This is a genomic window from Micromonospora sp. U56 (assembly GCF_018070095.1).
GTDB lineage: Bacteria > Actinomycetota > Actinomycetes > Mycobacteriales > Micromonosporaceae > Micromonospora > Micromonospora purpureochromogenes.
This window is the reverse complement of the sequence record NZ_JAGPYL010000119.1, coordinates 1-19547: the sequence shown is the minus strand read 5'-3', so window position 1 is coordinate 19547 and position 19547 is coordinate 1. Positions and strand designations below refer to the sequence as shown.

Sequence of the window (19547 nt, the reverse complement as noted above, 5' to 3'; positions counted from 1 at the left end):
CTCCACGCGGCGCCGCGGCCGAGCAGAGTAGCGGGCGGCCAGGGCCACGTCGTCGCGGCGGGCCCGCCGGCCGGTGGAGACCGGCGCGACGTCCTCGGCGTCGAGCCGGGCCCGCCGCCCGGTGGAGACCGGGGCGACGTCCTCGTCCCGCCGGGCCCGCCGGCCCCCGGAGACCGGCGCGACGTCCTCGTCGGAGCGGGCGCGGCGACCGCCCGGGACCGGAGCGCTCTCCTCGTCGTACCGGGCGCGGCGGCCCCCGGAGACCGGGGCCACGTCCTCGTCGCGGCGGCGCGGGCGGTCGGCGTCCCGGCGGCGCTCGACGGGCTCGGCGTCCCGGCGGCGCTCGACTGGCTCGGAGTTCCGGCGGCGGGCGGCCGGCTCCAGGTCACGCTCCCGGCGCGGGGTCGGCACGTCCTCGACGTCGCGGCGGGACCGGCCGCCCCGGACGGGCTCACGTAGCGTGCCGGGCTCGGGCACCACCGGCACGGTGAACCGGTCGGGGTCGCGGCGCCGGGCGGTGCCGGTGGGCGCGGTCCACGACGCGGCGACGGTGGTCTCGGCCCAGCCGCCCCGGACGCCCTTCTCCTCGGCCTCGGCCTTGCGGCGGCCGAGCCCGGCGAGCAGGGTCCGACCCCTGCCCTCGTCGGTCGCCCTGCCGGCCATCGCCTTGTTGATCGCGGCGGCCTGGTGCTGCTCCCGGCTGCGCTTGCCGAGGTGGACGGAGAGCCGCACCATCAGCGCCGCCACCACCAGCAGCACGCAGGCGAGGTAGCTCAGCGTCACCCAGGACGCCGCAGCCCGGCCGGCGTTGAGGCCGTGCAGCAGCGCGAACGGCCAGGCGACGTACGCCATGGAGTGCAGCGCGCGCCAGAACCACTTGGGACCGACGCCGGCGAAGCGGACCCGGATGATCCCGGTCCAGAGCACGCTCACCATCAGGAACGCGGCGACCGTGCCGAGCCCGACGTAGAGGCCCCGCCCACCCACGAACGGCACCACGGCGTCGGTCGGCCCGGCCCGGCCGATGGCGACCTTGGTGATGACGTGGAAGACCAGCCCGGCCACGCCGAGCACGCCGGTGGCCCGGTGCGCGGACTGCAGCAGCACCCGGTGCGGGATCTTCAGCACCAGCCGGTCCGTGGCGAGCAGCCCCATCATCACGGTGAGGCTCAGCGCGACCAGGGCGACCACCCCGGCGAAGAACTCGGTGAAGAAGAAGCCGTACGAGTACATCGACCCGCCGGCGCCGCTGAGCTCCACACCGGCCCACATCAGGGCGAGCGCGGATCCGATCAGCAGTGCCATCGCGGGCTTCGACGTGGTCCGGACACCACGGCTGCTGGTGGTGGTCCGGACCGTCGTCACCTTCTGGTTCTGCTTTGCCCGGCCCATCTGCTCCTCGATCGCGACTCACGGCGGCACCACCACCGGCCGACCTGCTCCGTCATCCAGTACGGACCTCCGGCCCGTACGGATCAGTGCCGGTGGCGAATTTCTCGGGCGACCCGTCGAACCGTCCCGGCCCGCGGCGCGTGTAGCGCCCAGCGCAACGACGCATGTCCATCCATTGACAGGCGTTGCAACACGCTTGTAACCTTTTCCGAAAATTTTCAGCCTGACTGCAAGAAGCCGTCAGGCGAACCCCCTCCCCCGCGTCGCCACCACCCCCCGACCCCCAGGGAGTACCGATGCATCGACATCGATGCCGCTCGGCGATCCTCGCCCTCGGCGTGCTCGCCAGCCTGCTCGTCCCCATCACCGTGGCGGCTCCCCCGGCCGCCGCGGCGCCCGCCGGCGCCAGGAACGTCATCGCCCAGCTCTTCGAGTGGAACTGGCCGTCGGTGGCCAGCGAGTGCACGACCGTGCTGGGCCCCAAGGGCTACGGCTACGTCCAGGTCTCACCGCCCCAGGAACACGTCCGCGGCAACCAGTGGTGGCTGGCGTACCAGCCGGTCAGCTACCGGATCGAGTCGCGCAAGGGCACCCGGGCGCAGTTCCAGTCGATGGTGAACACCTGCCACGCCGCGGGCGTCAAGGTCATCGTGGACGCGGTGATCAACCACATGTCCGGCCAGGACACCCCCGGCACCGGCTGGGCCGGCTCGTCCTACAGCCACTACGACTACCCGGGCAGCTACCAGACCCAGGACTTCCACCACTGCGGTCGCAACGGCGGTGACGACATCGCCAACTACAACGACCGGTACGAGGTGCAGAACTGCGAGCTGGTCAACCTCTCCGACCTGAAGACCGAGTCCGACTACGTCCGGTCGAAGATCGCGGCGTACCTGAACGACCTGCTCGCCCTCGGGGTGGACGGCTTCCGGCTGGACGCCAGCAAGCACCTGCCGGCCGGCGACATCGCCGCCATCAAGGGCAAGCTGTCCCGCTCGGCGTACCTCGTGCAGGAGGTCATCCACGGCGCCGGCGAGCCGATCGGCCCGGGTGAGTACACCGGCAACGGCGACGTGCACGAGTTCCGGTACGGCAAGGACCTGGCCCGGATGTTCAACAACGAGCGGCTGGCGTACCTGCGCAACTTCGGCGAGGCGTGGGGCTACCTGCCCAGCGGCTCGGCGGAGGTGTTCGTCGACAACCACGACACCCAGCGCGACGGCAACGTGCTGACCTACCGCAACGGGGCCGCCTACGTCCTGACCAACGCGTTCATGCTGGCCTGGCCGTACGGGGCACCGACCGTGATGTCCAGCTACACCTTCAGCTCCCGCGACCAGGGTCCGCCCTCGGACGCCAACAACAAGACCTTGAACACCACCTGCTACTCCGGCTGGGAGTGCGAGCACCGCTGGCGGGTCGTCGCCAACATGGTCGGCTTCCACAACGCCACCCAGGGCGCCGCGGTCGCCAACTGGTACGACAACGGCTACCAGCACATCGCCTTCAGCCGCGCCGGCAAGGGCTACCTGACCATCAACGACGAGGGCTCGGCGATCACCGGCCGGTCCTACTACGCCGGGCTGCCCGCCGGCCGGTACTGCGACGTGATCCACGGTGACCACGCCAACGGCTCCTGCTCCGGGCCGGTGATCACGGTGGACGCCAACGGCTGGTTCGCGGCGAACATCCCGGCCCACGACGCGGTCGCCATCCACGTCGGCGCCAAGCTGTCCTGACCCGTCCCGGCAGGGCTCTCGTCCGGCGCGGTTCCGCCGGGCGGGCGCCCTGCCGGCTTTCTGTCCCTTAGAGTGGTTTTGTGTTCTTTGAGCGATTGACGTCCCGCTTCGGCATCGCCTGGCTGACCGCCGCGTTCGGCGTACCGGCGGTGCTCGCACTCGCGCTGCTGGTCAACTCGGCGCTGCGCCACGACCAGGCGTCCCCGCCGCCGACCCGGGTCGCACCGGCCGCCCCGACCGCCGAACCGACCGCCGAACCGACGGTCGAGCCGACCCCCGAGGAGTCGGTGCCGGCTGCGGCGCCCGCCCCGGCCGGTCTGCCGGTGGTCGACTACGACCCGGCGCCCACCGGCTTCCCCGCCGACCCCCGCCCGCAGGACACCACCCCACTGACCGAGGGGCTGTCGCCGACCCGGCGGATCGCCGCCTACGACGCCCCGGGCGGACGCCCGCTGGCCCTGCTCGCCCCGACCATCAGCGGCGTGGAGGTCACGATGCCGGTGGTGGAGCACCGCACGGGCTGGACGGCGGTGCTGCTGCCGTCGGCGAACCGGCGGATCGCCTGGCTGCCGGCGGGCGGCTGGAGCACCGTCGCGCTGCGCGACCAGCTCGTGGTGGAGCGCCGGTCGCACCGGCTGACCTGGTACCGGGACGGCCGGGCCACCCACTCCTGGCCGGTCAGTCTCGGGATGCCGGGCCAGTCCACCCCGCTCGGTCGAACCTTCGTCCTCGGCCGCACCCCGCCCCCTGAGGCGGTCTACGGCGGCGTCGACATCTTCGCCCTCGGCGCGATACCCGACGACCCGGAGGCGGTGCCGACCGGGCTGCGGGGCGCGCACATCGGCCTGCACAGCTGGTACAACGACGACACGCTCGGCAAGAACGCCACCAACGGCTGCATCCGGCTGACCCGCAGCGCCCAGCGGCAACTGCTCGCCGAGGTGCCCCCCGGGACACCGCTCGTGGTGGTCGAGCGGCTCGCCACTCCACCCCCCACCGCCTGACCCCGTCCCGGACGACGGAACCACCGCCCGACAGCCCGCGTCCGACCCGCACGGCCCGGCCAGAAGTCCCGCCGTCCCTCGCCGGCCGGAACCAACGTCGCGACCCGGACATGACAAATGTCGGCCCCCGCCGGTTCCGGTGCCGTCCGGTGGGTATGCCGCCGGGTCCGCGCACACCGGGGAGGTACGCCAATGGGCACCGCGCCGACCGGCCGGGTCGACACGATCGTGCTGATCCACGGTTTGTGGATGACGTCACGCAGTTGGGAGCACTGGGCGCGGCGCTACCGGGCCTTCGGTTTCCAGGTGCTCACCCCCGCCTGGCCCGGGATGGACGCGGAGGTCCAGGCGCTGCGCGACGATCCCGCCCCGATCGCCGGGCTGACCCTGGGACAGGTCGTCGACCATTACGCGGCGCTCGTCCGGGAGCTGCCGAACCCGCCGCTGATCATGGGACACTCCTTCGGCGGGCTGGTCGCCCAGGTGCTGCTCGACAAGGGGCTCGGCGCGGCCACGGTGGCCATCGCCCCGGCGGCGCCCAGGGGCGTGGTCCGGCTGCCGGTGAGCACCCTGCGGTCGGCGTACCCGGTGCTGCGCAGCCCCGGCAACCGGCACCGGGCCGTACCGATCACGCCCGACGAGTTCCGGTACGCCTTCGGCAACACCCTCACCCGCGAGGAGTCCGACCGGGCCTGGCAGCGGTACGCCGTGCCGGCGGCCGGGCACGTGCTCTTCGAGGGGGCGTTCGCCAACCTGGACGCCCGCTCCGCGGCGACGGTGGACAACGCGCGCGACGACCGGGCGCCGCTGCTGCTGGTCGCCGGCGGCGCGGACCACGTGTCGCCGCCGGCCCTGGTCAAGTCGAACGCCAACCTGTACCGCAGGTCCCGGGCGGTCACCGACTACCAGGAGTTCCCCGGGCGCTCGCACTTCACGGTGGGCGAGCGGGGCTGGGAGAAGGTGGCCGACCGCGCGCTGGACTGGGCGGTGGAGATGGCCTGTACCCGCTCCCCGGCGATCGTCGGCGAAGCGCCCCGCTGGTGAGTCAGGTGCTGACGAACCGGTCGATTCGCTGAGCACCACCGCTGCCCGGTCCAGCTCCGCGAGGCGGGCAGTGGCGGTCGATCATGGAGTCGAGGCCGTCGACAAAAGCGACAACGGACACCTCTCACGCACCACAACTTCATGATCGGCGAGTGAACGGCACGTGATTGACCTTGGGGTCGGGCGGCACCAGGATGGCTGGGTGGATTCCGAGGAGCTGAAGACCCGGGCGCAGGCGCTTCGGGCCGCAGGCAAGACCCCCAAGCAGATCGCGAAGGCCCTCGGGGTCACCCGAGCGACCGTCACACCCCTCGTCCGTGGCGTTGCCGTCGACCGACCGGGGCGGAAGGGCCCCGCGGATCTGCCACTGCTCGGATGCTGGATCAGCAGCGGCTGGAGCGCGGGCCTGATCATCGAGGATCGACCGGCCGACTGGGTCGATAACGAAGACACCTCTCCGCTCGCCACCGCCGGCCTGGTCAGCGTGGCCGTCGCCCGTCGGGATGGCGACAGTGCCAGCTTGTGCGGCTACCTGGTGGACACCTACTGCCTGGGGGTCAAGAACGCGGTGCCATCCACCGCGCTCGTCGACGAGCAGGATCTGCTTCTGTTCCTCGGCGACTTCTTCAGCGCCTACGACGACGCACCGCTGCGCGCGCCCATCGAACTCGCGCAGGATCTCGTCTTCGGCGCGGTCGACTTCGCACGAAACCTCGGCTTCGACCCGCACCGGGACTACTACTCGGCGGCGGCGCACCTCGGGGTATGGCAGCCGCCGAGCCGAATCACGTTCGGGCTGGAGGGCAAGCCCTACTTCCAGCAAGGCCCGTACGACAACACAGCCCGGGTCATCCGCACCCTGGACAGGTCGGTCGGGCCCGGCAACTACCACTTCACCGCGGTGGCGGAACTCTGACGAAGGTCGCCGACCAAGGCGACCAGCAGGACGGGGAGAACGACCGCGGCCACCTGGCTGGGCGCGCGTAATGAGCCGCTGGATGCTGAGATCGATGTCTGAGAGTCGCGGATCTGCCGCTCGTCGGATGCTGGATGAACCCAGGGTGGAGCGAGGGCCTGAATCGAGGACCGTCCGGTTGACTGGGTCGACGCGGACGCCTCCTCGAGGAACACCGCCGGCCTGACCAGCGTCATGGTCGCGCGACGGGATGGCGACGGGATCAGCCTGGCCGGCATCCTGGTGGACACCTACTGCGTCGGGGCGAAGACCGTGTTGCCACCGACCACGGTGGACGGACAGCACATGCCCTTCTTCGTCCAGGGGCCCGCGCGACACCGCCACCCGCTCATGCGGACCCTGGACCGCTCGGTGGGCGCCGGCAGATACGAGTTCCTCGTCGTCGCCGACGTCTGACCGGCACCGGTCACGACAGCGCTGGTAGGCCCCGGAGGGGTCTCAGAGTCTCAATTTCCCTCAGGGAGTGATGTGCTGCGTGCCGCCCGGCGTCAGCCTGGCCGGCTCGTGGAATTAGCGGACGAAGTACTCGACGCCAGCCGCCCGGCGACGTCCGGGAGGCGGCGACCCGATTGCGGAACCGCGCCACCGATGGACCGGAAGAGCCGGCCGATAATGACAATCACCTGACGGTGAATGCACAAACACATGACAATCCTCTATCGCTGTCGTCATATTCGGGGACGAACGGCGGCAGCGGACCGAGCGCCGCCGGCACCCGCGCCGGACGGAACAAAAGCCCCGGAAGAGGTCGAACCAATCCTCTGGCACCTGGTACAGGCACGTCTGCGGTGCGTGCAGACGACCGGATTTAACCCCGCCGAGGTGTCACGTCTTGTGGGCATATCCACAATCTCCGCAGTCTCGGCTGGCTTTTCCCTCATGACGTCGGTAGGTTTCCGGGCCTGCCCCTGTGGCCAGCTGAATGTGACCGATGTTGATATCGACGGACGAGACGCGAAGATTGCCACCGATGGCGCGATCCGCCAGCGGTTGTCATCGGAGAGGGGACCGTGCCCGCACTCACAGTGAAGTCGCTCTACAAAATATTCGGCAATCGGGCTGACGAGGCGATGAGGCGACTCGCCAGCGGTACCCCGCGAGCCGAGGCGATGGCGGGCCTGCCGGCCACGGCCGCCGTGATCGACGCGAACTTCGAGGTACGCCCCGGCGAGGTCTTCGTCGTGATGGGCCTCTCCGGCTCCGGCAAGTCCACCCTCATCCGGATGCTCAACGGCCTGGTGCGCCCCACCCGGGGCAGCGTGCAGGTCGACGGGGTGGAACTCACCACGCTCAAGCCCGCCGCGCTGCGCAAGCTGCGGCGGGAGAAGATCAGCATGGTTTTCCAGCACTTCGCGCTCATGCCACACCGGACCGTGCTGGAGAACGCCGGGTACGCCCTCGAGGTCGCCGGCCTGCCCAAGGCCGAGCGGCGCGCGCGTGCCCTCGACGCCCTGCGCATGGTGGGCCTGGAGGAGTGGGCGGACAAGCTTCCCCACGACCTCTCCGGCGGCATGCGGCAGCGGGTCGGGCTGGCCCGCGCCCTCGCGGCCGACACCGACATCGTGCTGATGGACGAGGCGTTCTCGGCGCTGGACCCGCTCATCCGCCGGGAGATCCAGGACCAGCTCCTGGAACTCCAGGGCGAGCTGGGCAAGACCATCATCTTCATCACCCACGACCTGAACGAGGCCATGCGGCTCGGCGACCGGATCGCGGTGATGCGGGACGGCCGGATCGTCCAGATCGGCACCGCCGAGGAGATCCTCACCGACCCGGCCAACGACTACGTGGCGCAGTTCGTCGCCGACGTCGACCGGACCCGGATCCTGACCGCCTCGTCGGTGATGGAGAAGCCGCATCACGTGTTGGACGTCAACGCCGGTCCCCGGGTGGCCAGCCGCGCTCTGCGGGAGAGCCAGACCTCGGTGGTCTACGTGACCGGGCCGATGAAGCAGTTCCTCGGCACGGTCACCGAGGACGAGGTGCTGCGGGCGCTGCGCGAGGGCCGGCCGAGCCTCGACGGGTACGTCTCGACCGAGCGGGTCCGCACGGTCACCGCCGACACGGCGGTGGCCGACCTGTTCGCCGACTGCGCGGCGAGCCAGCACCCGCTGGCCGTCCTGGACGACCGGGGCCGGCTGGTCGGGGTGATCCCCCGGATCACCCTGCTCAGCGCCCTGGCCAGCGCCACCCCCGACGAGGTGCCCGCGACGGACGAACCGGCGGATCAGCCGGCGCCAGCCGACGTGGAACTGGTCGGCCCGAAGGGAGAATCGGCATGACTGGCACCCCGTCGCCGCTCGACGCCTGGCTGCCCCGGGTGCCGCTGGGCACCTGGGTGGAGTCTGCCGTGGACTGGGCCACCGGCACCCTCGACCCGGTCTTCGACGCGGTCGCGGCCATGGTCGAAGCCCTGGTCCGGCCGCTCGACGACCTGCTCAACGGCGTACCGGCGGTGGCGGTCGTCCTCGTCCTGGCCGCGCTCGGCTGGTGGCTGCGCGGCTGGAAGTTCGGCCTCGGCAGCGCGGTCGGCCTCGGCCTGGTGGCCGGGATGCCGTACTGGGAGGAGACCATGAGCACCCTCGCGCAGGTGCTCGTGGCCAGCGTGCTCGCCCTGCTGCTGGCGATCCCGCTGGGCATCTTCGTCGCCGAGAACCGGCGGGCGTCCGCCCTGGCCCGGCCGGTGCTGGACCTCATGCAGACCATGCCGGCGTTCGTCTACCTGATCCCGGCGATCTTCTTCTTCGGCATCGGCACCGTGCCCGGCGTGCTGGCCACGCTGGTGTTCAGCATGCCGCCCGGCGTACGCCTCACCGAGCTCGGCCTGCGCCAGGTCGACCAGGAGATCGTCCAGGCTGCCGAGTCGTTCGGCGCACCACCGTGGATGGTGCTGCTCCGGACCAAGCTGCCGTTGGCCCTGCCGACCATCATGACCGGGGTCAACCAGGTCATCATGCTGGCCCTGTCCATGGTGGTCATCGCCGGCATGGTCGGCGCCGGCGGCCTCGGCGACGTGATCATGTTCTCGCTCTCCCAGGTCGAGGTGGGCAGCGGGTTCGAGGGCGGGATCGCCGTCGTGGTGCTCGCCGTGGTGCTCGACCGGCTCACCGACTCCGTGGGCGACCGGTTCCCCTCCGCGCGGGCGCAGCGCCTCGCGCGGCAGGCCGCCTGACCGTCGCCCTCCGCGCCAGCACCCCTGTTGCCCGTGTACGGGTCCGCCGGCTGTTCAGAGAGAAGGAAGAAAACCTGTGTTCACCACCTTGAAGCGCGTCCTGGCGCTCGCCGTGACCGCCACCCTGGCCCTGGGCGGCGCCGCCTGTAGCGCGAAGTCGGACGGCGGGTCCGGCAACGAAAAGAAGATCACCATCGGCTACATGGCTTGGGACGAGGCGGTCGCCGCCTCCCACCTGTGGCAGCACATCCTGGAGGAAGAGGGCTACCGGGTCGAGCTCAAGAACCTGGAGGCCGGCCTGGTCTACGGCGGCTTGGCCAACGGCGACATCGACCTCTTCCTGGACGGCTGGCTGCCCCAGACCCACGCCTCGTACCTGGAAAAGTACGGCGACAAGCTGGAGAAGCTCGGCGTCTGGTACAACGACGCCAGCCTGAGCATCGCGGTGCCGAAGTACGTCGAGGGCGTCGACTCGCTGGCGGACCTGGCCGCCAAGGCCGGCACCTTCGACGGGCAGATGATCGGCATCGAGCCGGGCGCCGGCCTCACCAAGGCCACCCAGGAGAAGGTGCTGCCCGGCTACGGCCTGGACGGGGTTATGAAGCTGAAGACCTCCTCCACCCCGACCATGCTGGCCGCGCTCGACGGCGCGATCGCCGAGAAGAAGCCGATCGTGGTCACCCTCTGGCACCCGCACTGGGCGTACGCCAAGTACGAGCTGAAGGACCTGGCCGACCCGAAGGGCACCCTCGGCGCCGCCGAGCAGATCAACACCTTCGCCCGGAAGGGCTTCGGCCAGGACTTCCCCGAGGTCACGAAGAGGCTGCAGCAGTTCAAGATGGACAGCGAGCAGCTCGCGTCCCTGGAGGACCTGATGTTCAACACGCACAAGGGTGACGAGAAGAAGGCCGTCGAGGAGTGGCTGAAGGCCAACCCCGACTACCTGAAGGCGCTCGCCTGACCCAGCCCACGACCGGGGACTCGCCGCTGCCGGCGGGTCCCCGGTCGCGTCCGTACGCCATCGCGGGCGGTGGAGCTGGCCACCATCCGCTCGCCGGCGGTCGTCGGCGACGCACCCCCGCTGGTGAGTCAGGTGATGACGAACCGGGTCGGCTCGCTGAGCACCGCCGCCGCCCGGTCGAGATCCGCGAGGCGGGCGGCAAGGGTGGCCGCGGCGAGGCGCTTGGGCAGGGCCGCGTTGAATTTGAGGCCGTCGAGAGCCTTCTCGTGAATCTCAGGGAGGCAGAGACGGTCAGCGGCGTCGGCGGTGAGTGCGCGCCAAGCGGCTGGGGTGACGTTTTCCCGCAGGCGGATGCTGCAGGCGTCGAAACGCTCGACCGGATCGGCCAGCTCGCTGAGAGTGGCGGTGAGGGTGGCGTTCGCACGGAAGCCGGCCCAGGTCCACCAGCGCAGGTCACCCTCGTCCTCCCGGACGATGAGGGTGCCACCCGGGTGCACGAGGTGCAGCTTTTCCGATCGCTCGCGCGCCAGCCGCTCGACCGCGCGACGGGTGAGCGTGACCGGAGGATCCGCTCCCAGCAGCACCTCGCGTATCGCCCGGATCAGCTCGAAACCGAGGTATGCCCAGCCTCCGCCCGACCAGCGGGCCCGCCCGCCCCCCTTCGGCGGGCTCGACGAAGCACCTCCGGCGACGCCAGTCGATGTAGGTGACCCGCCAGCTCCGGGCGGCGAGCAGGAGCCGGCGCTCGCCCTTGACCTCCTCGGTGAGGAGGCTGGGATCGACCCGGCCCAGCTCGTTGCGCCCGAGCAGGACGGTGAATTCCGGGGGTCCGGTGAACACGGCGGTCATCTCCATGAAGTGCCGCCGGCCGAAGCGCTCCTCGGCGGCCGGCCCGATGAACAGCATGCCGCCGTCCTGGTCGAGGTAGCCGTGCTCGACCAGGTGCCGGACGATCGGCCGGGCGCTCTCCTCGAAAGGGTGCAGCCCGTTCCACGCCTGCGTCCACAACTGGTCGCCGATCCGGTGCTCCTGCAGGCAGAGGGCGAGCACCTGCTGCGCCACGATGTGCCGGGGCTCGGGCGGCGCCGTCACCGGCTCGACCCAGCCGCGCGACCAGAGCAGGAGCAGGGCGGCTGCCTCGGCCAGTGCCTCTCCGTCGAGGGTCAGGAAGAGACAGTTCCGGCTGCTGCCCGGGCGACGTCCGGTCCGGCCGAGCCGTTGCAGGAACGAGGCGACCGTGGCGGGGGCGTCGATCTGGATCACGCGGTCCAGGTCGCCGACGTCGATGCCCAGCTCAAGGGTGCTGGTCGAGACGATGACGCAGTCTCGGGCCTCGCTGAACGCCTGCTCGGCGCGGCGACGTTCGTCCGTGGACAGCGATGCGTGCGAGAGGAAGGTGGTCACTCCCTTCTCCCGCAGCAGTTGCCCGAGCTCCTCGACGGTCTGTCGGGACTCGCAGAAGACCAGGCGCTTCTCGCCGAGGTGCAGACCGGCGATGACCCTCGCGGCGTTGGCGAGCGAACCGACGTAGTCCAGCGGCTGCCGTACTAGGTGCCCCGGGGTGTCCGTCGCCCAGCCGTACGCGTGCCGGAGCCGACCCCAGTCAACCGTTATCACCACGTTGTCCAAGTCCGCCAGCACCCGCATTGCTCCCGCCGGATGCCCAAGTTGTCGGTAGTCAGCCACAGGCCAGTGCCGTCTTGCATCGGAACGGCAAGAGGCTTGGCGCCACCGAATGATAGCCAACGATCGCAAGCTTCACCTTCACGACTACGGCGGCCAGATTACGGCCACTCCACGCCGTGATGACGCGCACCGATCGCGGCACGACAAGGCGACACCGAATGCGCGGTCGGCGGCAGATCAGGATGTCGGCGGTGGTCGGCGGTGACGACAAGGCCCAAAGTCGGGTCGGCAGATGTACGGCTGGGATGATCGCGGCCATGTGGTTGGAGTCGCGGTGACGGCTACGTCGGAACGTGGAGTGGCGCCGGTACGCGGTTCGTTGGCGGTCTATCCCGGTACGTTCGATCCGTTCACCCCGGGGCACCGCGACCTGGTGGCCCGTGCCCGGGTGATGTTCGACCGGGTCATCGTGTTGCTGGCGGTGAACGCCGACAAGCGACCAACCGCCGAGGCCACGGCCAGGGCCGTACGCGTGCGCGACGCCATGCCGTCGGCCTGGGGCAATGTCGAGGTGGACACCTGGACCGGCCTGACCACCGCCTACTGCCTGCACCGCGGCGCCACGGTCATCGTCCGCGGCCTACGTACGGCCGCGGACCTTCGCCACGAGTACCAGCTCGCTGCGATGAACGAGCAACTCGGCATTCAGACCGTCTGGTTGCCGTCGCGTCCGCAGCTGGCCGCCACTTCGTCCACGGTCGCACGCGCATACCGCTCGGCACAGTCGGCCCGCCCGTCGCTGAACGCTGAAGAGTGACCCCCAGCGGTACCGGAACGGTGGCAACGCCTCGAGGTGGGGCGCACTCTTCTCGGCTACGTCCGGACGCCGGCGACCGGCGCCGACATTACCGTCGGTGACGAGCGCTTCGCGGCTGTAGCAGCAAGTGGGCGTTGCGGGCGGTGATCTGCTGGGCGTGTCCGGTCTGGGTGTGCAGCGCGTCGGCGACGAACAGCACTCCGGCCAGGCTGCCCAACACGGCTTCCACGGCGTCTAGCGGCGGGCTGAAGGCTGTCGCAGCAGGCTACGTGGTCCTCGAGCGCGCCTCGCTCGGCGTCGGGCAGCAGCCCGGCAAGCTGGTCGCTCACGGCGTGCACTGCGGCCTGGCAGGTGAGCGGGTTTACAACATCGTCTGCTCGGCGAGCCCGGGGACGGCGCCCTCGGCCATCTTGAGTCGGGTCCAGACGTTCATGTTGATGACGATCCCGATGATCTCGAGGATCTCCTCCCGCGAGAAGTGCTCGGCGAGCGCGTCGTGCCGGGCACCGAAATCGTCAGCGACGGTCGCATCCGCGACGCGAGTGATCGCCTCGGTGTAGGCGAGGGCGGCGCGGGCCGCGTCGTCGTGGAAGTCTGTCTCCCACCAGGCGGTCAGAGTATCGATCACCGGTCGGAGAATGCCGGCGTCGCGTGCTGCCTCGTAGTGGAGGTTGAGGCAGTAGGCGCAGTTGTTGATCTGAGACACCCGCAAGCGCAGGAGTTGGGCAAGCTGGCGGTCGATGCGCAAGTGGGCCTTGTAGCCGAAGGTGTCGGCGCCGTGGCGGGCGAGCTTGGCTAGGTCCTCGTTGGCCGAGCTGTCGGCCCGGCGGTTGGTGATGGTCACATCGGTCATCTCGTTGCTCCTGTCGGCGTCGGCGACTTCCCAGCGAAAATATACGGCCCGCGGAGTGGACTCTGTGGTCCCGATCCAGAGCCAAAGCAAAGTTAGTTGATCTTCGTTGTGCCTGATGACGGCAACCCTGGTGAACCGGACGCGGCCTTCCTCAGTAGACGATGGCGGTTCTCTACGCCAACCGTCGTCTACCAGAAAGGCCGCTCGTGTCAGTCTCGCACGCGGTCACCGATGTCGTCACGAACGAGGCCGGGCAGGTCGACCTCGGCCGGGTCACCGCGCTTGCCGCAGTGTTCGCGCAGGTCAAGGATCCGCGTAAGCCAAAAGGCATCCGGCATCCCCTCGCCGCTGCACTGACGGTGCTGACCATGGCACTGTTGTGCGGGGCCCGCGACTTCCGGCAGGCCGCCGACCGGGTCGCGGAACTCCCGCAGGCCCTCCTCGACGCCGCTGGTGCCCGCCGGCACCCCGTCCTGGACATCCGGATCCCGCCCGGCCGTGACACCCTGCGCCGGCTGACCGAGACCGTCGACGCCGCGGTCATGGACCGGCTGATCTGCACCTGGCTGAACACCCTGCTCGACGCCCACGCCGGTATCGGGCTCGCCCTGGACGGCAAGACCGTCCGCAACCCCCGCCCCGGCACCGGCCTTGACGTGCAACTGTTCTCCGCGATGCGTCACGACACCGCCGTGGTCATCGGACTTACATGCCGGTTAGCGACGGCGCATTGCTGCGCCGCCGCCCCCTCAGAACCGGGCCTCGGCTGCGGCGGGTGGGATGGTCCACCGCAGTACAGCCTTGCCGGCGACGTGCTCCAGAGTCAGCGGGTACACCTGCCCAAACGGCCTGCCTGCTTTGAATCGCTGAAGTTCGCTCGGTGCCCAGCCGACACAAAGGATCGGGCAGCCGGCTACCTCGATCACTCCGGCGCCGAGGGGATCCTGCCAGCCTGCTCGCCATCCGAGATGGTGATGGCTGTGTAGGTCGACGGATGCCATGTGCGCGAAGTGTCCCCTCGTGGCCGCCCACCGGTTGATCGTCGCCGCTCGCTCGTGCGCAACTTTGACGGGTAGATCCAACCAGCCGTGCAGGCGGTTGGTGTGGAAGGCCGGAATCGGTTGCGCGCCGAAGTGCGCCCAGGCCTCCTCATCGCCTTTGCCCCAGATTCGCAGGTCGGCTAACCCGTCAACACTGCGCGCCATCGGCAGGAAGCCGACCCATGAGTCGAGCGCAACCGCGTCGCCGATGACCATCCCGGACGGGTCCACGGGCAGATCACCCAGGACCATTGGTTCCTCTCCAGCTGACACCGCCGACCACGGCAGGTTCAGGTCGATTTCAATCGTGGCTATGGTGTCGATTGCCTCGTATGTACCGGGCCGGGTCCGCGCCGTCACCGTCAACGCTCCGGGTCCGGCGGGCACTGCGACCGCCTCGGCGAGCCAGTCCTGCAGGTGGGCGCCGCCCGCATCCGCCGCCCGCATCGCACGAGCCGACAACGGCTTCCCCAGGTCGGCCCACTGATCGAGAAACCCGCCGCAGGCCAGCACGACAGTCCGCGACGGCACCACCACCCGACGCAGTGCCACAGTCATCGACGCGGAATCGTCACTGCTGTTCATCGTTCCCGATCATCACACCCCATGGGCCTTTGGGGCATCCGCTCATCGACAGAGTCGGACGCACCGCACTCGTTGAGCTTTCGACGCCCGGCCAGCGGCAAATGAGTGCACCCGATCATGGGCGCCGGACCGACGGTCGTTGCGACAGCGCGGGACATTTGGCCGCAGCCGCCCTGCACGGCGTCCGTCTTGCCTGGGCCCGCAGCGCCCTTCAGCGGTGTACCGGCCTCGTCGCCCGCGACGCCGGGCGGCGCTAGGCTGTCGACCGTGTCGACGACGGGAGCGCTCGCCATCGCCCAAGTGATGGCCCACTGCGGCGGCTCGCCCGCCGCGGCGACGAGCTTCATCGCGCGGGCGGTCGCCGCTGATCCGCGCGACCCGGAGCCGTACTCGGCGCTGGAGAACCTGCGGCGCGAGCTGCCCGCCGAGGTCACTGCCGTCGTCGCGGCGGCGAACACGGTCGGACCCATGCTGGCCCGTGCCTACTTGTCCTTCGTCGACGGCGACATGGACGAGGCCGCAATGTCGCTCGGGGCGGTCACCGGCTACCAGCCGGACGTCCCGTGGGCGTACGCCCCGTGGTTCGGCGACGAGCGATTCCTCGGCGCCGTCACCCCGGCCGCCCTTGCCGAGGCTACGATGCGCATCAACGACTACGACCGCGACCTCGACACCGACGCCGTCCGCGAACGCCTCACCCCTTGGTTCCGGGCGATCGAGGCGGTCTGCGACCGGGACGCGGACCCCGACGCGATGGCCCGCATGGCAATCCTGCTGCGCGTGTGCGGTCGCACCGACGCGTCGTTCGCCCTGTGCGACCGGGCCGACGCCGTGCGGCGCGTGACGTTCACCGAGGTCGTCCGCGCCGGCACCTGGCGCCATGTCGGCAACCGTGCCCAGACGGACGCAGCCTTCCGGCGCGCCCTGGCACTCGACCCTGCCAACTGGTCGCTGTACCTCGACCTGGCCGATCTGGCCGCCGAGGAAGGCGACTTCGCCGAGGCCGCCGCCCTGGCCACTCGCGGCGAGGAGTTCGAGCCGGGCGACATCACGATGCGCGCGGCCGCCGCCGCGTACCGTGCCCGCTCGACGGGATCAGTCGCCGACATGGACACGCTCACCGACCTGGCGCCGCAGGTGCCCGAACCCTACCGCCAGACGCTCATCGACTACGCCCGCGGCATCTAGGACATCTCACGGGTATCGAGGTTCGCGAGTTCGGGCACTTCCTCGAACGCCGCGCCCCGGCTGCCCGCCTCGGTCCTCCCCATACGCACGGCGACGAGTCGTAGGAGACCGGCACGCGCGGTCGGCGGCAAATCCGTGCATGTGACCTTGGGTTCGGGCTGCGACGGCCGCTGGCAGAATGCAAACGGTTTCTCGGACGAATTGGACGGCATCCGCGGGTTACGCGAAGACCGCGTCCTCAGGCGAACTCGCGCGCCGTCGATTCCAGCCTCTCGCGGTAGGCGGCCCACCACGCCTCGTCGCCCTCGACCACGTTGTCGCCGGGCCGCCGCCAGCCGACCTGGCCGTCGACCAGTTCGCGCACGATGTCGGCGTGCCCGGCGTGCCGGTTCAGCTCGGCGAGCACGTGCACGAGGATGAGGTGCAGCGTCACCGGCGTGTGTTGCCACCACCGCACCGAGCCGGGCGCGTCGATCGGGAGCGCCTCGATCGTGGCGTCCGCGTGTGCCCAGACTCGGTGCCACAGGCCGATGATGTCGTCGCGGGACTCGTCGGCTGCGGCCCACATGTCCGTATTCGGCTCGGCGTCTTCGTCCAGGCCCGCGACCGGTTCGGGAAAGGGTCGGTCGAACACCTCGCCGAAATACCCGGCGGTCACCGAGGCCACGTGCTTGACCAGCCCGAGCAGGTTCGTGCCGGTCGGCACGAGCGGGCGCCGTACGTCGTACTCCGACAGCCCGTCGAGCTTCCCGAGCAGCGCCTCGCGCGCCTCCCGCAGGTACCGATAGAGATTCGCCTTAGCGTCGAGGTCTGTCATGCCGCCCAGGATCTCACCGCCGCGCCCGCCGCGATGCCCTGTACGCCCGCGTTCCGAACCGCAGCTCTGTGGCGGTCACGCGATTGCGGTTTCTGATTGCGCCATGTCCATGCGTCGACGTCCGTCGTAACGGTGGGTAGCGCGCGAGTCGCGGCAGATGCGGATGTCCGATCATGTTTGTTGATCGCGCCGGGCGGGGCCTCGCTCGAGGTGTTCCCAGGGGTGCGCGAACGTCAGTAGGCGGGCCCTAGACTTGCGGCTCGTGACGACATCCCTCACTCCGGTCGAGCTGGCCTTCGCGCTGTTGCGGGAGGGCCGTATGGGCGATGCCGAGAATCTCATGACGCGTGAGCTGCAGGCCGCCACGGACAAACATGGTCACGGCAGCCCGGAATGGGCCTCGGCTCAATGCGACCTCGGCAATGTGCTGCTCAACGCCGATCAACTCGACCGCGCGATCGAGTGCTACCGCCGCGCCGTCTCCGCGACGCCGCGCGATCAGGAGTCCCGCAAGGAGCAGTTGACCTACCGACTCAATCTGGGCTTGGCGCTGCGAATGGCCGGACGACTCGACGAGGCCGAGACGGAGTTACGGCAGGGCGTTCAGGAGCGGCTCGCCTTCTACGGTCGCGAGCATGCCGGGTACGCGTTCGGCCTGGAACCGCTGGCGGACCTGCTGCGGCAGCGTGGCGACGTGGTAGGTGCCCGGCAGGTCGTCGAGGAGGCGGTGGCCAACCTGTGGCGCAACGGGCACGAGCGGGTGGCCTCCGCGTTGGCGCTGCGAGCAGCGATTGTGCACGCCGGTGGCACCAGCGAGCCGCTCTTCGTGGGCCTGCACCAACTGCCGGACGAGGTCGTCGAGCAGGTCGGGCGAGTCGTCACCCAGATGCTGGACCACGACGATCCGGCATCCAAGCCCCTGCTCACCTCCCTGGTCACCGCCATGGAGGAGCGGCTCGGCATTGACCACCAGGCGACGCTCAACGCTCTGTCCGCGCTGGCGAACCTCGGCCGTGATCTCGGTGACCAGGCAGGACGGGTTCATGCGATCGAGCGGGTGCTCGCTTCGTACGACCGCCAGGGCCGGCAGGAGGAGGCGCTGACGGCAGCGCTCGGCTTGGCGATGGCCCAGGACGACGCCGGCGATGCCGAGGCGGCGCTGCGCACGTACGCCTCGGCGCACGCGAGGGCGGAGCGCATCGGTCGTCCGGAGCTGCGGAGTCAGGTGCTGCGCAACTGGGGTCTCGCGCTGAAGGAGGCCGACCAGGTGGGCCTGGCGGAGCAACGGCTGACCGAGGCAGTGAACCAGGCGCGCCGCGGCACCGACCATGACACGGTCGGCGGGGCCTGCATCGCCCTCGGCCTGTTCCTCCAGCATGAGGCCCGGCTGTCGGAGGCCCGCACGGTCCTGGAGGAGGGCCTGACCGTCATGGATCCCGTTCACCCGGACGCGATCATCGGCCGCAGCCACCTCGGTGCAGTCCTGGATGGCCGCACCTGCGGGTGCGGCGACATGGCGGGCACGATCGCCGACGCGTTCCGCGAGTTCGTCATTACCAGGCTTCCCGCGGACCTGCTCGACCGCCTCGACGTGGCGATCGTGGACGGCGACTTCAAGATCGAGGTCGGTCTGCGGCGAGAACCGACCGAGTCCGAGCTCGAGCGGCTCAACGACGTCTTCCAGACCGCTCACGCGGAATTCCGGCGGCGGATCAGCGAGCCCCGCTACGCCGACTGACCGCCCGACTGCCGTTGCGGTACAAGGCCATCGGCGCGCGACGCCAAGCCTCGACCTCGCCATGATCACACGCACTGTCCTCTGCAGAGTCGGGCGGCAGCGGCTGGGGGACGCGCGGTCTGCGCGCAGTGAGCGGATGCGTCGGCTCATCCACTACCGTCCGGGCTGTGGCAGCCAAAGCAGCGGGAGCGTTTCGTCGGACGCCGATCGAGCGATCAGACCAGCGGGTCGCATGGGAACGGACGGACCAGGCTTTCTTCGCTGCCGGAGCGTGTCACATCCTCGCCTGGGTCTGCCGGGGTTCCTATCCAGACCGGCCCATCGAGATAATCGCGGTGCGCTTTCCGGGCGAGCGGCAGGTCTTCCACACCTACGCGGCCTGGGATGGCTGGGCGTTCGACCACTCGGGCTGGAATCCGGAGCCGCAACTGCTGGCTGTCAACACAGACTTCGAAGGCCACCCGCTAGGGCCTGTGTCGAAGTCGCTGCCAGGGCTTGAGCTGTTGGGTGAGGATCTACGCGTGTCGGTGGTCGAGATGTAGCGAGGTCTCCGGTATCTGGTTCAGCGACCAAGCAGAACCCGAACACCGGA

General features: G+C 70.0%; 18 protein-coding genes and 1 pseudogene. 13 read left to right on the top strand and 6 right to left on the bottom strand.

The window, feature by feature from the left end; translation table 11 throughout:
• The coding region (locus tag KBX37_RS27950) for a hypothetical protein (RefSeq protein ID WP_247659129.1) at window positions 1-1392 on the bottom strand (1392 nt) is incomplete at its 3' end.
• Between the two features lie 296 nt (window positions 1393-1688).
• On the opposite strand from KBX37_RS27950, the gene KBX37_RS27945 reads away from it, so the two are divergent.
• The 8 genes from KBX37_RS27945 to KBX37_RS27910 all read left to right on the top strand — a co-directional run bounded on the left by KBX37_RS27945 (window position 1689) and on the right by KBX37_RS27910 (window position 10291).
• A complete protein-coding gene (locus KBX37_RS27945) occupies window positions 1689-3134 on the top strand; it encodes an alpha-amylase family protein (RefSeq protein ID WP_210778888.1) in 1446 nt (481 codons plus the stop codon).
• Between the two features lie 80 nt (window positions 3135-3214).
• A complete protein-coding gene (locus KBX37_RS27940) occupies window positions 3215-4138 on the top strand; it encodes a L,D-transpeptidase (RefSeq protein ID WP_210778887.1) in 924 nt (307 codons plus the stop codon).
• 192 nt (window positions 4139-4330) lie between these two features.
• Window positions 4331-5182, top strand: a complete 852-nt coding sequence (locus KBX37_RS27935; protein WP_210778886.1) for an alpha/beta hydrolase — start codon at window positions 4331-4333, stop codon at window positions 5180-5182.
• Window positions 5183-5384: 202 nt separating this feature from the next.
• Window positions 5385-6098 (top strand): hypothetical protein, encoded by a 714-nt coding sequence (locus tag KBX37_RS27930; RefSeq protein WP_210778885.1) that lies wholly within the window; start codon window positions 5385-5387, stop codon window positions 6096-6098.
• Window positions 6099-6332: 234 nt separating this feature from the next.
• On the top strand, window positions 6333-6554 hold the full coding sequence (locus tag KBX37_RS27925; protein ID WP_210778884.1) for a hypothetical protein: 222 nt from the start codon (window positions 6333-6335) through the stop codon (window positions 6552-6554).
• A gap of 614 nt (window positions 6555-7168) precedes the next feature.
• Window positions 7169-8440 carry a glycine betaine/L-proline ABC transporter ATP-binding protein gene (locus KBX37_RS27920; protein ID WP_307849234.1) on the top strand — a complete coding sequence of 424 codons (1272 nt, stop codon included), beginning with the start codon at window positions 7169-7171 and terminating at the stop codon, window positions 8438-8440.
• Window positions 8437-9330, top strand: coding sequence for a proline/glycine betaine ABC transporter permease (locus KBX37_RS27915; protein ID WP_210778883.1), 894 nt, complete (start codon window positions 8437-8439; stop codon window positions 9328-9330). Before KBX37_RS27920 ends, KBX37_RS27915 begins: the two co-directional genes overlap by 4 nt.
• Before the next feature lie 76 nt (window positions 9331-9406).
• Window positions 9407-10291 carry a glycine betaine ABC transporter substrate-binding protein gene (locus KBX37_RS27910; RefSeq protein WP_210778882.1) on the top strand — a complete coding sequence of 295 codons (885 nt, stop codon included), beginning with the start codon at window positions 9407-9409 and terminating at the stop codon, window positions 10289-10291.
• 128 nt (window positions 10292-10419) lie between these two features.
• On the opposite strand, the gene KBX37_RS34910 is transcribed toward KBX37_RS27910, so the two are convergent.
• Together KBX37_RS34910 and KBX37_RS27905 are read right to left on the bottom strand one after the other, a co-directional pair.
• The gene (locus KBX37_RS34910; protein WP_247659125.1) at window positions 10420-10788 is read right to left on the bottom strand and encodes a hypothetical protein; all 369 of its coding nucleotides are present in this window, start codon (window positions 10786-10788) and stop codon (window positions 10420-10422) included.
• Complete coding sequence (locus KBX37_RS27905; protein ID WP_307849233.1) at window positions 10745-11932, bottom strand: helicase-related protein; 1188 nt, start codon at window positions 11930-11932, stop codon at window positions 10745-10747. Before KBX37_RS27905 ends, KBX37_RS34910 begins: the two co-directional genes overlap by 44 nt.
• Window positions 11933-12209: 277 nt before the next feature.
• Between KBX37_RS27905 and coaD the strand changes: the two genes are divergently transcribed.
• The gene (gene coaD, locus KBX37_RS27900; protein WP_210778881.1) at window positions 12210-12734 is read left to right on the top strand and encodes a pantetheine-phosphate adenylyltransferase; all 525 of its coding nucleotides are present in this window, start codon (window positions 12210-12212) and stop codon (window positions 12732-12734) included.
• Window positions 12735-13095: 361 nt separating this feature from the next.
• Here coaD and KBX37_RS27895 read toward each other — a convergent pair whose 3' ends face one another.
• Complete coding sequence (locus tag KBX37_RS27895) at window positions 13096-13587, bottom strand: carboxymuconolactone decarboxylase family protein (RefSeq protein ID WP_210778880.1); 492 nt, start codon at window positions 13585-13587, stop codon at window positions 13096-13098.
• Window positions 13588-13748: 161 nt separating this feature from the next.
• On the opposite strand from KBX37_RS27895, the pseudogene KBX37_RS36095 reads away from it, so the two are divergent.
• Window positions 13749-14096: pseudogene (locus tag KBX37_RS36095) on the top strand (transposase family protein); the annotation flags it as partial.
• Window positions 14097-14336: 240 nt separating this feature from the next.
• On the opposite strand, the gene KBX37_RS34900 reads toward KBX37_RS36095, so the two are convergent.
• Complete coding sequence (locus KBX37_RS34900; protein WP_247659121.1) at window positions 14337-15212, bottom strand: hypothetical protein; 876 nt, start codon at window positions 15210-15212, stop codon at window positions 14337-14339.
• Between the two features lie 267 nt (window positions 15213-15479).
• Between KBX37_RS34900 and KBX37_RS27885 the strand changes: the two genes are divergently transcribed.
• The gene (locus KBX37_RS27885; RefSeq protein ID WP_210778877.1) at window positions 15480-16400 is read left to right on the top strand and encodes a tetratricopeptide repeat protein; all 921 of its coding nucleotides are present in this window, start codon (window positions 15480-15482) and stop codon (window positions 16398-16400) included.
• 238 nt (window positions 16401-16638) lie between these two features.
• Here KBX37_RS27885 and KBX37_RS27880 read toward each other — a convergent pair whose 3' ends face one another.
• Window positions 16639-17217, bottom strand: a complete 579-nt coding sequence (locus KBX37_RS27880; RefSeq protein WP_210778876.1) for a DinB family protein — start codon at window positions 17215-17217, stop codon at window positions 16639-16641.
• A 262-nt stretch (window positions 17218-17479) separates the two neighbouring features.
• On the opposite strand from KBX37_RS27880, the gene KBX37_RS27875 reads away from it, so the two are divergent.
• Together KBX37_RS27875 and KBX37_RS27870 are read left to right on the top strand one after the other, a co-directional pair.
• On the top strand, window positions 17480-18955 hold the full coding sequence (locus KBX37_RS27875) for a tetratricopeptide repeat protein (RefSeq protein ID WP_210778874.1): 1476 nt from the start codon (window positions 17480-17482) through the stop codon (window positions 18953-18955).
• Between the two features lie 167 nt (window positions 18956-19122).
• Window positions 19123-19497, top strand: a complete 375-nt coding sequence (locus KBX37_RS27870; RefSeq protein ID WP_210778872.1) for a hypothetical protein — start codon at window positions 19123-19125, stop codon at window positions 19495-19497.
• Window positions 19498-19547 lie beyond the last annotated feature (50 nt).